This window comes from Flavobacterium covae, assembly GCF_001534645.1.
GTDB lineage: Bacteria > Bacteroidota > Bacteroidia > Flavobacteriales > Flavobacteriaceae > Flavobacterium > Flavobacterium covae.
This window is the reverse complement of the sequence record NZ_CP013992.1, coordinates 2,840,302-2,854,062: the sequence shown is the minus strand read 5'-3', so window position 1 is coordinate 2,854,062 and position 13,761 is coordinate 2,840,302. Positions and strand designations below refer to the sequence as shown.

6 protein-coding genes are annotated in these 13,761 nt (G+C 32.4%); 5 read left to right on the top strand and 1 reads right to left on the bottom strand.

Translation table 11 applies throughout. From position 1 onward, the window contains the following. Positions 1-51: 51 nt before the first annotated feature. Entirely contained in the window at positions 52-1,461 is a 1,410-nt protein-coding gene (locus AWN65_RS12490) for an APC family permease (RefSeq protein ID WP_060383467.1), read from the bottom strand. An 88-nt stretch (positions 1,462-1,549) separates the two neighbouring features. Here AWN65_RS12490 and ruvB point away from each other — a divergent pair, with 88 nt between their 5' ends. The 5 genes from ruvB (at position 1,550) to sov (ending at position 13,728) form a co-directional block, all read left to right on the top strand. Then, a complete protein-coding gene (ruvB, locus tag AWN65_RS12485) occupies positions 1,550-2,572 on the top strand; it encodes a Holliday junction branch migration DNA helicase RuvB (protein ID WP_060383466.1) in 1,023 nt (340 codons plus the stop codon). Between the two features lie 23 nt (positions 2,573-2,595). Further along, the gene (queG, locus tag AWN65_RS12480; protein WP_060383465.1) at positions 2,596-3,522 is read left to right on the top strand and encodes a tRNA epoxyqueuosine(34) reductase QueG; all 927 of its coding nucleotides are present in this window, start codon (positions 2,596-2,598) and stop codon (positions 3,520-3,522) included. Between the two features lie 69 nt (positions 3,523-3,591). Next, on the top strand, positions 3,592-5,880 hold the full coding sequence (locus AWN65_RS12475; protein WP_060383464.1) for an NADP-dependent malic enzyme: 2,289 nt from the start codon (positions 3,592-3,594) through the stop codon (positions 5,878-5,880). 81 nt (positions 5,881-5,961) lie between these two features. After that, complete coding sequence (gene ruvA / locus AWN65_RS12470) at positions 5,962-6,543, top strand: Holliday junction branch migration protein RuvA (protein WP_060383463.1); 582 nt, start codon at positions 5,962-5,964, stop codon at positions 6,541-6,543. A gap of 3 nt (positions 6,544-6,546) precedes the next feature. After that, positions 6,547-13,728 carry a T9SS outer membrane translocon Sov/SprA gene (gene sov / locus AWN65_RS12465; protein ID WP_060383462.1) on the top strand — a complete coding sequence of 2,394 codons (7,182 nt, stop codon included), beginning with the start codon at positions 6,547-6,549 and terminating at the stop codon, positions 13,726-13,728. Positions 13,729-13,761 lie beyond the last annotated feature (33 nt).

Genomic DNA, 13,761 nt, shown 5'->3' with positions numbered 1-13,761 from the left:
ATACCAATAGTTTAATTTCTTGTAGAGATCTTTGTTTTATAGCTAATAATATTATTTCCCTTCTCCTTTTGTTATATAATAAATAGGAATTCCTACTAACATAATTAATACTCCCCATCCACAAGTACTTGTTTTATCTATTAAAAGCATGGTACAAATAGCCAAAGAAACAATAATATAAAGTGCAGGTAAAATAGGGTAACCAAAAGCTTTATAAGGTCTTTTTAATTCAGGCTTTTTCTTTCTTAAGATAAAAATTCCTAGAATCGTTAAAATATAAAAAATAATAACTATAATCATTACAAAATCTAATAAATCACCGTATTTACCTGTTAAACATAAGAGAGATGCCCAAATACATTGAATCCACAGTCCCCAGCCAGGAACAGCTGCGCTATTTAATTCAGCTGCCTTTTTAAAAAATAAACCATCTTTTGCCATAGTATAATACACTCTTGATCCTGCCATGATTAATCCGTTATTACAACCAAAAGTAGAAATCATGATCATAATTGCAATAATAAAAGTCCCTGTTGTGCCAAAAATATGCTCTGATGCAACCACAGCCACTCGATCTGAAGGAGCAAAAGCAATAGCGTTTAATGGTACAACAGCTAAATACATTACATTTGCCAATATGTAAATTATACTTACAATTAAAGTTCCTAAGAAAAGGCTTAATCCTACATTTCGTTCAGGATTTTTTATCTCACCAGAAATAAAAGTTACACCATTCCAAGCATCACTTGAAAATAAAGAACCTACCATAGAAGCCGCAATAGCAGATAGTAAAGTATATCCGCTCACAATTGTCCAGGTGTTAGTTTCTTTATTAAACGATTGAGCTGTCCAACTAGTATTCCAATTATTATTCCAAATATCACTTTTAGAAGCCAATATGAATCCAAATATGATGAGCCCAAATAACGATGCAATTTTTGTAATAGTAAATATTTTTTGAATTATTTTTCCATTTTTAACCCCTTTGCTATTGATATAAGTAAGAATTATAATGGTAATGATAGAAACAATTTGTGCAGCGCTTAGCGTGAAATTAGGGTGTTTAATAATAAAATTATTTTCGCTAAATGCTGGTACAAGATAAGCTGTGAATTTAGAAAAGGCAACACCTACAGCTGCTATAGTTCCTGTTTGTATAACCGCAAAAAAACTCCATCCATATAAAAAAGCAATCAACTTGTTGTAAGCCTCTTTTAAATAAATATATTGTCCTCCTGCTTGTGGAAACATGGCACTAAGTTCACCATAACTTACCGCAGCTGTCATAGTTATAAGAGCTGAAATAACCCATATAGTTATTAACCATCCAGCACTGCCAATATTACGAGTAATATCAGCACTAACAATAAATATGCCCGAACCAATCATAGAACCTACTACTAGTAGTGTTCCGTCTAGTAAGCCTAATTCTTTTTTAAATTCTTGTGTTTGTTTTTCCATAGTTTTTGGTTTGATTTGCTAATATATGTTTTTTTATTTATTGAGAAGCTAGTGCGTAATTCATGAAACAAACTTTTATCTTTGCAAGATGAATGAAAATTTGAATCCTAATAAAGAACGTTTTACATCACAAGAGATGGATGTTGAACGTGCCTTACGTCCGTTAAGTTTTGATGATTTTACTGGGCAGGATCAGGTATTAGAAAATTTAAAAATATTTGTTAAAGCAGCCAATCTAAGAGGAGATGCGCTAGATCATACTCTTTTTCATGGGCCACCTGGTTTAGGAAAAACAACTTTGGCGAATATACTAGCTAGTGAACTAGGTGTTGGAATTAAGATTACCTCTGGACCTGTTTTAGATAAACCAGGCGATCTGGCAGGCTTGTTGACTAATTTAGAAGAACGTGATATTCTATTTATAGATGAAATACATCGGTTAAGTCCCGTGGTAGAAGAATATTTATATTCTGCTATGGAAGATTATAAAATAGATATTATGATCGAAAGTGGTCCTAATGCACGATCTGTACAAATAGGATTAAATCCTTTTACCTTAGTGGGAGCTACCACTCGTTCAGGATTGCTAACGTCTCCTATGCGAGCCCGTTTTGGTATTCAATCAAGATTACAATATTATAATACAGAATTATTAACTACTATAGTCCAACGTAGTGCTTCCATTCTGGGAACTCCTATTTCTATGGAAGCAGCTATTGAAGTAGCTGGACGTAGTAGAGGAACACCTCGTATTGCAAATGCTTTATTAAGAAGGGTTCGCGATTTTGCTCAAATTAAAGGAAATGGTACCATAGATATAGAAATAGCTAAATATGCTCTGCAAGCTTTAAATGTAGATGCACATGGTTTAGATGAAATGGATAATAAAATTTTAACTACTATTATTGATAAGTTTAAAGGTGGACCAGTAGGAATAAGCACACTGGCAACTGCTGTGTCAGATAGTGGTGAAACAATAGAAGAAGTATATGAACCATTTTTAATTCAAGAGGGATTTATAGTTAGAACACCTAGAGGGCGTGAAGTAACGGAAAAGGCTTACAAACATCTTGGTCGTACTCGTACAGGATCTCAAGGAGAGTTGTTTTAAATAATTCCTTTAAAAATATTAATTTGATTAACAATAAAGAAAAATATACCCAATTGATAAAATCCGAGTCTTTACGACTCGGATTTCTTTCCTGTGGTATTTCTAAAGCTGATTTTCTAGAAACAGAAGCACCTCGTTTAGAAAATTGGTTAAAAAAAGAAATGAATGGTCAGATGGGATATATGAATAATCATTTTGATAAACGATTAGATCCTAGATTATTAGTAGAAGGAGCAAAAAGTGTCATTTCTTTAATACTTAATTATTATCCATCTCAAACTCAAAATCAAGATTCATATAAAATCTCTAAGTATGCTTATGGTCAAGATTATCATTTTATAATAAAAGATAAATTAAAAGATTTACTTCACTTTATTCAAACAGAAATAGGAGAGGTAGATGGACGCGTCTTTGTAGATTCAGCTCCTGTTTTAGACAAAGCATGGGCTGCTAAAAGTGGTTTAGGATGGATAGGGAAAAATAGTAACTTAATTACAAAACAAGTAGGCTCTTTTTATTTTATTGCCGAGATTATTCTGGATTTAGATTTAGAATACGACTTGCCTACAACAGATCATTGTGGGAAATGTACAGCTTGTATAGATGCCTGTCCTACACAAGCTATAATACAACCTTATGTAGTAGATGGTAGCAAATGTATCTCCTATTTTACAATTGAATTAAAAGATCAAATACCACAAGAAATGAAAGGTAAATTTAACGATTGGATGTTTGGTTGTGATGTGTGTCAGGACGTGTGTCCATGGAATCGTTTTGCAAAACCTAATACGATAGATTCTTTTAGCCCTCATCCTGATCTAATAAAATTTACAAAAGAAGATTGGAAAGAAATTACAGAAGATGTGTTTAAAAAAATCTTTAAAAATTCAGCTGTTAAACGAACTAAATTAGAAGGGTTAAAAAGGAATATTCTATTTTTAGAAGATTAATTTCCTTAAAAAATTTCATTCTTTTGCTTCAACACTTATCTTTGCCAGTTCATTAAAAGACAAAAGAATATGTCAGACGATAAAAAAAGAAGAGAAGCTCTATTGTATCATGCAAAACCACAGCCTGGTAAAATTAAAGTTGTTCCTACTAAAAAATATGCTACCCAACGCGATTTGTCTTTAGCGTACTCCCCAGGTGTAGCGGAACCTTGTATTGAAATTTCTAAAGATATAGATAAAGTATATAAATATACAGCAAAAGGCAATTTAGTAGCTGTAATTTCCAATGGTACTGCCGTTTTAGGACTTGGAGATATAGGACCAGAAGCGTCTAAACCAGTTATGGAAGGAAAAGCCTTGTTGTTTAAAATCTTTTCTGATATAGATGTTTTTGATATTGAAGTAGATGCTACTGATATTGATAAATTTGTAGATACAGTAAAAGCCATAGCCCCGACATTTGGAGGGATTAATCTAGAAGATATAAAAGCCCCTGAATCATTTGAAATAGAAAGACGTTTAGTAGAAGAACTCAATATTCCAGTAATGCACGATGATCAACACGGAACCGCCATCATCTCATCAGCAGCATTATTAAACGCCTTAGAACTAGCAGAAAAAGACATTGATAAAATTAAATTAGTAGTGTCAGGTGCTGGGTCAGCAGCATTAGCTTGTGCTAACTTATATGTAGCGTTAGGAGTAAAGGTTGAAAATATCTTTATGTTTGATGTAAATGGTTTGTTAGTATCAAGCAGAAAAGATATTTCTGATCTTCAAAGAAAATACGCTAAAGATATTCCTACTCAAACATTAGGAGAAATCATTGTAGGTGCAGATATGTTTTTAGGACTATCAGCAGGAAATGTGTTAAAACCCGAAATGTTATTAACCATGGCTAAAAATCCAATCGTTTTTGCTATGGCTAATCCAGTACCTGAAATAGATTATAATTTGGCTGTCAGTACACGCGAAGATATCATTATGGCAACAGGACGCTCGGATTATCCCAATCAAGTAAATAACGTTCTAGGATTTCCCTATATTTTTAGAGGAGCACTTGACGTTAGAGCGACCAAAATAAATGAAACTATGAAAATGGCTGCCGTAAAAGCATTGGCATGCTTAGCTAAACAACCTGTTCCTGAACAAGTAAATGTTGCTTACGGAGAAACGAAATTAGTTTTTGGTCGCGACTATATTATTCCAAAACCATTTGATCCTCGATTAATAGCAGAAGTAGCTCCAGCTGTAGCAAAAGCAGCAATAGAAAGTGGGGTAGCTCAACAACCCATAACGGATTGGGACAAATACCGTAATGAATTATTAGATAGACTAGGATCTGATAATAAAATGGTACGTATGTTGGCTAACCGTGCTAAAACAAACCCTAAAAAAGTAGTTTTTGCAGAAGCAGACCATCTAGATGTATTAAAGGCTGCACAAATTGTATTTGAAGAAGGAATAGGGATGCCTATTTTATTAGGAAACAAAGAAATTATCCTAGAGTTAAAAGAAGAATTAGGTTTTGATGCAGAAGTTGAAATTATTGATCCTAAAACCAAAGAAGAAGAAGAGCGTAAAAACAGATTTGCTCAAAAATATTGGGAAACCCGTCGAAGAAGAGGAATTACACTTTTAGATGCTCAAAAATGGATGCGTGAACGTAACTATTTTGCTGCTATGATGATTAACGAAGGAGAAGCAGATGCGCTAGTTACAGGATATTCAAGAAGTTACCCTTCTGTAGTAAAACCCATAATGGAGCTAATAGGAAAAGGAGTAGGGGTAAGTAGAATTGCTACTACGAATTTAATGATGACAGCTAGAGGCCCCATGTTTTTAGCGGACACTGCTATTAATCCCAACCCAACCGCTGAAGACTTAGCTAAAATTGCACTCATGACAGCTCGAACAATCAAATTATTCGGAATGGAACCTGTAATGGCTATGGTGTCATTCTCTAATTTTGGATCTTCAAAAGACGAAAGTGCTTCAAAAGTACGAGAAGCAGTAGCTTATTTACATACTCATCACCCTGATTTAATTGTAGATGGAGAAATTCAAACAGACTTTGCATTAAATCCTGAAATGTTAAAAAGTAAATTCCCTTTTTCTAAATTAGCAGGACAAAAAGTAAATACTCTTGTTTTTCCCAATCTAGAATCAGCTAATATTACCTATAAAATGTTGAAAGAATTATACAAAGTAGAGTCAATTGGGCCTATCATGTTAGGCTTAGACAAACCTGTACATATTTTTCAATTAGGAGCTAGTGTTGAAGAAATGGTAAATATGGCAACGATAGCTGTTATAGATGCTCAAGAAAAAGAAAAAAGACATAGAACTCAAAAATAACCTTTTAGATTTATTGATACACTTAATAGAAATGCTTTCACTCAATAAAATTAGTATATTTGAAAGAATAATAAAAAGAGCATGATTGCACACATACAAGGAAAATTAGTAGAAAAAAACCCTACCGACGTTGTAATTGATTGCAACGGGGTAGGGTACTTAGTTCATATATCTTTACATACATTCGGGTTGTTACCATCAAATGATTTCGTTAAATTATATACTTATTTACAAGTAAAAGAAGATAGTCATTCTCTGTATGGATTTATGGAAAAATCAGAAAGAGAAATTTTTAAATTACTCATTTCTGTATCTGGTATCGGAGCTAATACGGCACGTACTATGCTTTCTTCATTAGAACCCAAACAAATTATTAATGCTTTGGCCTCTGAAAATGTAGCTACTATCCAATCTATTAAAGGAATAGGTGTTAAAACTGCTCAAAGGGCAATAATCGAACTTAAAGATAAAGTGTTAAAAATCTATGAAATAGATGAAGTTTCATTAATTCCAAACAATACAAATAAAGATGAAGCGTTATCTGCTTTAGAAGTGCTTGGTTTTGTTAGAAAATCTGCTGAAAAAGTAGTAGAGAAAATAATTGCTATTACACCGGAAGCTACTGTAGAAAATATTATAAAACAAGCTTTAAAAAATTTATAAACATTGAAAAATAATTTTTTATCCCTATTCAATCTATTATTTAAAAACAGTTTTTATATACTGTTTTTCTTTGTTTTAAATACCGCCTATTCTCAGGAAGTAAAAGATACTTTAAAAGGATATCAAAAAGGAAAAATGGAATTGCCAGATCCTCAAACTATTTTAGAAGCTTATACATACGATCCTGTAACGGATCAGTATATTTATACTAAATCTTTTGAAGGATTTACAATAGATTATCCAATTGTATTAACTCCTGATGAATATCAAAAACTAATAAAAAAAGAAGCCATACGCAAGTACTTCAAAGAAAAAGGAGATGCAATAGCAGGACAAAAGAAAAATTCTGAAGAAAAGAAAAAAGACCTGTTGCCTCGATATTATATTCGCTCAGGACTTTTTGAATCTATTTTTGGAAGTAATACAATAGACATAAAACCAACAGGAAGTGTAGAGATTGACTTAGGGATGCGTTATTCTAAACAAGATAATCCAGCCTTTTCTCCTAGAAATAGAAGTAATTTTAATTTTGATTTTGATCAGCGTATTAGCATGAGTTTAATGGGGCAAGTAGGGACTCGTCTTCGTGTAAATGTCAATTATGATACAGAATCAACCTTTGCTTTTCAAAATTTAATAAAATTAGAATATACCCCTACAGAAGACGATATTCTTCAAAAAATAGAGGTAGGAAATGTTAGTATGCCATTAAGCAATAGCTTAATTAGAGGTGCTCAAAACCTATTTGGATTTAAGACAGAATTAAAGTTTGGAAGAACTACTTTTACAGGAGTGTTTTCCGAACAAAAATCACAAACACGAACGGTAACCGCCCAAGGAGGAGGGTTAATCCAAGATTTTGATATGTTTGCTCTAGACTATGATGCTGATCGACACTTTTTTTTATCACAATTTTTTAGAAATAATTACGATCGAGCACTAGAAACCTATCCAGTAATTAATTCAAGAATACAAATTACCCGTTTAGAAGTTTGGGTTACTAATAGGCAAAATAGAATTAATACTGGAACAGAAGGGAACAATCTTCGAAATATAGTAGCTCTTTCTGACTTAGGAGAAGCTGAAAGTACTAAACTCTTAGAAAATGAAATAGTAGGTTTAAATCCAATTCCTGCTAATTTTTTTAAAGTTTCAGCCGATACACCAGTAGATAATGCAAATAATGCATTCAATCCAAAAACAATAGGAACTACAGGAAGCTTTTTAAATGAATCTATACGAGACGTTTCAAACGTATCAACAGGTTTTAATGGGGTAAATACCAGAGAAGGAGTAGATTATTCTAAATTAGAAAATGCACGCAAATTAAACTCAAGTGAATATACATACCATCCACAACTTGGATATATTTCATTAAATCAACGCTTAACAAATGATGAAGTGTTGGCCGTTGCCTATCAGTATACAGAAGGAGATAAAGTATATCAAGTTGGAGAATTTGGTAATGATGGCGTTACCTCTTCCACAATAAATACAAATGATATACCTGTTACGAAAGCTTTGATTTTAAAATTGTTAAAACCCAACTTAAATAATGTAGATAAACCTATTTGGAATTTAATGATGAAAAATATTTATCAAATTCCGGGTGCTTATCAACTAGAAAAAACAGACTTTAAATTCAATATACTATATACAGATCCTTCACCTATAAATTACATAACATTAGGAGCCCCTTTACCTTTAAGAGGAGATGTGTCTAATTTACCCCTGTTAAAAGTATTTGATCTAGATAAATTAGATTTTTATAATGATCCTAATGGAGGCGATGGATTTTTTGATTTTTTACCAGGTTTAACAATAGATACCCAAAATGCCCGTATTATATTTACAAAAATAGAACCTTTCGGAAAATCTTTATTTGAAAAACTTAGCTCAAATAGTACTGAAAAATACAACGATGAAAATTCTTACAACTTAAACCAAAAAAAATACGTCTACACAAGTTTATATAAAAAGACACAAGCAGCAGCTTTACAAAATAGTGAGAAAAACAAATTTCAATTAAAGGGTAAGTTTAAGTCTACAGGAGGCGATGGAATTTCATTAGGTGCTGTGAACGTATCAAGAGGATCCGTTGTAGTGAGAGCAGGAGGAAGAGTCTTACAAGAAGGAGTAGATTATACTGTTAATTATCAAGCAGGGCGTGTGCAAATCTTAGACCCCTCATTACAAGCATCGGGTACGCCTATTCAAGTTTCGGTTGAAAATAATTCTATGTTTGGTCAGCAAACTAGACGGTATATGGGTTTTAATATTGAACATAAAATTTCCGATAAATTTCAAATTAACGGAACTTTAATAAATATGTCTGAACGTCCTTTTACACAAAAAACGAATTACGGACAAGAATCTGTTAATAATACAATGTTTGGTCTAAATGGTAACTTTTCAACAGAAGTGCCCTTTTTTACAAGGCTAGTTAATAAATTACCTAATATTGATACAGATGCGCCTTCTAATCTTTCTTTTAGAGGAGAATTTGCATATCTAATGCCAGGAGCTTCTAAAATAGACCGTTTTAATGGAGAGTCTACAGTTTATGTAGATGATTTTGAAGGATCTCAATCAACGATTGATATGCGCTCACCTCAGTCATGGAGTTTAGCCAGTGTTCCAGATGAATTTCAAGATAAATTAAATCCTAGTAATTTGAGTTATGGATTTAATAGAGCTAAATTATCTTGGTACACTATTGATCCTATATTTTATACCAACCAAAGACCTTTAGGAATTAGTGATAACGATGTTTTAGCATACAATACAAGACGAGTTTATATTGATGAGCTATACCCCCAAACCAGTATTGCAGTGGGAGATTCTAGAGTTGTAAATACATTAGATTTAACATATTATCCTAAAGAAAGAGGACCTTATAACTTTAACCCAGCAGCACTAAATAATGAAATGCCTGATCCTGCAAAATCTTTTGCAGGCATTATGCGACCTATTACTACTACTAATTTCGAACAAGCTAATGTTGAATATATACAATTTTGGTTGTTAGATCCTTATTACAAAGATATAAATGGAGTATCTCCTAGTAATACAGGGAAAATTACAATCCATCTAGGAGAAGTATCTGAAGATGTTTTAAAAGATGGTAAAAAAATGTATGAAAATGGATTGCCAGGATTAGGCTCTGAGCAAAAAACATTGTCCTCACAATGGGGTAAAACACCTGCTAACCAGTCTCTTATATATACTTTTGATTCAAATAATAATAATAGGATTCTACAAGATGTTGGTCTTAACGGTTTAAGTGATGCAGAAGAACGAATAAAATTCCCAGATTTTGCTAATCAAGATGATCCCGCAGCAGATAACTATCAATATTATTTAAATACCTCAGGAGGAATTGTTAATAGATATAAAAAATATAATGGAACAGAAATGAATTCACCCGTTGATGTTACAGATAGTAATAGAGGTAATTCTACCATTCCAGATGTGGAGGATATCAATAGAGATAATACAATGAATACAGTAGAAGGGTATTATAAATTTGAAATAGATGTAAAGCCAAATGTAAAACCTGGAGATAGATATGTAGTGAGCGAACGCGTAGATAACGATCGTGATCTGGGTGGAGGACAAAAAACAAGTGTACGTTGGATACAATATAAAATACCAATTACAGAAGGGATAGCTATGGGAGGTATTTCAGATACTCGTTCAATCCGTTTTATGCGTATGTTAGTTAATGGATTCAATAATCAAATCACTTTACGTTTTGGAGCATTAGACCTTGTTAGAGGAGAATGGAGACGCTATGTAGGACAGTTAACCAATGCTACAGATCCTAATACTAATTTTGAAGTTCAAAGTGTCAATATAGAAGAAAATGCGCAAAGAAGTCCAATCCCTTATGTTTTGCCTCCTAATGTAAGAAGAGAGCAAGTTAATAACAATAATACGGTAGTGAATCAAAATGAGCAATCATTGGTTTTAAGAGTAGGTTCTGCAAATGATGATACAAAAGGTTTAGTAGATGGTGAAGCAAAAGCTGTATTTAAAAATGTGAGTGTAGACATGCGACAATATAAACGTTTGAAAATGTTTTTACATTCAGAATCGTTACTCAAATCAGATGATTTAAAAGATAAAGAATTAAGCGCTTTTATACGTTTTGGAAATGATTTTACTAATAATTTTTATGAAATTGAAGTTCCATTAAAAGTAACTCCTTTTGGACAAGCAATATCAGAAAACGTTTGGCCTCTTGAAAATGAAATTAACCTAGGGCTTTCTTCATTAGGAAAATTAAAGTTAGAAAGTTTTAAAGCAGATCCTCAGTTTATAGATGCTGATGATAAATCTTATGTTAGAGAAGCTACAGTATATGATAGTGGTGCAACTGCTGGTATGAAAATTAGAGTAAAAGGAAATCCAAACATTGGTTATGTACGCACTCTAATGGTAGGACTTAAAAATCCTAAAGGAGGAATAACAACTTCAAAAGTCAGAGGGGAGGTTTGGTTTAATGAATTACGTTTAGCTGAAATGGATGAATCGGGAGGTATGGCTGCAGTTGCAAGCTTAGATACAAATATGGCCGATTTTTTAACACTTTCCGCTACTGGACGCATGGGAACCATTGGTTTTGGCTCTATTGAACAAAAACCCAATGAAAGAAGCCGTGAAGATATGTGGCAGTACGACTTAGTAACAAATGTTAGCCTAGGAAAATTATTACCTAAAAAATGGGGTGTTAATTTACCTTTTAATTATGCCATAGGAGAACAAACAATTACACCAGAATACGATCCTCTTTATCAAGATTTAAAATTAAAAGATGTATTAGCAGTAGCTCAAACTGAGGAAGAAAAAGATGCTATAAGAAAAAGATCTGAAAATTTTACCAAAAGAAGAAGTATTAACTTTATCGGAGTTAAAAAAGAACGATCACCAGAACAAAAACCACATATTTACGATGTTGAAAATCTCACACTTTCTTACTCATACAATGAAATGAAACATCGTGATTTTGAAGTTCAAAATGTTTTAGACCAACAAGTACGTACAACAGCTGATTACGCCTACGCATTTAAAGCTAAAACTATTGAACCTTTCAAAAAAACTTCTTTTATGAAAAAAAGTACCTATTGGAAACTGTTGAGTGATTTGAATTTTAACTTATTACCATCTAATATTAATTTTAGTTCATCCATTCTTCGTCAATTCAATAGACAACAATTCCGTCAAGTAGATCAAAGTATAGTAGCTGGAGTTGAACCATTATATCGAAGAAATTATCTATTTAACTATAATTATGGTTTTAATTTCAATTTAACACGTTCATTTAAAGTTAACTATACAGCCACTACAGGTAATATTGTGAGAACTAATTTACTTAATAAAAATGACGATTCTCAAAAAACAGAATATACCGTTTGGGACGATTTTTGGAATGTAGGAGAACCCAATCAACACAATCAACAAATTACGGCTAACTATACTTTGCCTATAGAAAAAATCCCCGTTCTCTCTTTTATAAAATCAGACTATACCTATACAGGAAATTATTCTTGGAATAGAGGTTCTGATGCTATGAGGAATTTTTATCCAGACAAATTAGCTAACCCAAATTTAGTTTACGATTTAGGTAATACAATACAAAATGCTAATACACACAAATTGAATACTAGTTTTTCAATGACTAATTTTTATAAGTACATTGGATTAGTTAAATTCTCAGAAAGAAGTAAAAAAGCGGTTAAACCTGTTGCTCCCGTAATGGCTCCTAAACCTGGAGAAAAAATTGTTGCAAAACCAAAAGAAAAAGTAGAAAAACAAAATGTATTTCTAGATGGTCTAATAGGTGTTGCTACCGCACTGAAAAATATACAGGTAAATTATTCAGAAACTAATGGTACCCTATTGCCTGGATATTTGCCATCTATAGGGTTTTTAGGTTCATCAAGACCTTCGCTAGGTTTTGTTTTTGGGATGCAAGATGAGGTTCGTTTTGAAGCCGCTAAGAATGGCTGGCTGACAAATTATGATAAGTTTAATCAAAATTTTACGAAAGCAAATACTAAACAGTTACAAGCCAATGCAAAACTAGAACCATTTACTGATCTAACCATAGATTTAGTAGCAGATCGTACCATATCTAATAATTATAGTGAACAATTTACAGTAACTGACGGAAACTATAATTCGTTATCTCCTTATCAAACAGGTAATTTTTCGATAAGTACACTAATGATAGGGACAGCTTTTGCAACAAGTGATGAAAATGGCTCTAATGCTTTTGAGGCATTCAGAAATGGTAGAAAAGAAATTGCTCAACGTTTAGCCCAAGAGCGTGCCTCTTATGATCCTTTATATGATCCATCCCAAGTAGATTCAGATGGCTTTCCTAAAGGATATAGCAAAAATAGTCAACAAGTATTATTGCCTGCTTTCTTAGCAGCATATACCTCAGATTTTAGAAGTTCATCAAATGTCCCTTTAAAATTTAATAGATTACTACCTTTGCCCAATTGGAATGTAAAATATACAGGACTGATGCGTTATAAATTTTTTAAAGAACGTTTTAGAAGTTTTAGTATACAACATGCTTATAAATCAGCCTACACCTTAAATTCCTATCGTTCGAATTTTGAGTACGATAAAAATCCAAACGGAGTTGATGTATCAGGTAATTATTATAGTTCAACTCTTATTGGAAATGTAAACTTAACAGAACAATTTAGTCCTTTATTACGATTAGATATTCAAATGAAAAACTCACTGAAGTTTATAGCAGAAATGAAAAAAGATCGTACACTCTCTCTAAGCTTTGATAATAATTTACTTACAGAGTTAAAAGGACAAGAATATATATTAGGTATAGGATACCGTATTAAAGATGTAACAATTCGTTCACGATTAGCAGATAACAATACAGGCGTTGTTAAGAGTGATATTAATCTGCGAGGAGATATTTCTTTTAGAAATAATAAAACAATAGTCAGAAATATAGATTATAACAATAATCAATTAGGAGGAGGACAAAATATTGTAACAGCAAAGTTTTCTGGAGATTATAAATTTTCATCTAACTTAACCACATTGTTCTATTTTGATTATAACTTTAATAGAGCAGTTATTTCTACTTCATTTCCTATTACAAACATTAGGGCAGGTTTTACTTTGCGTTATACACTTGGGAATTAATTTTTAGAAATATGATTTTGATATTATTTTAAT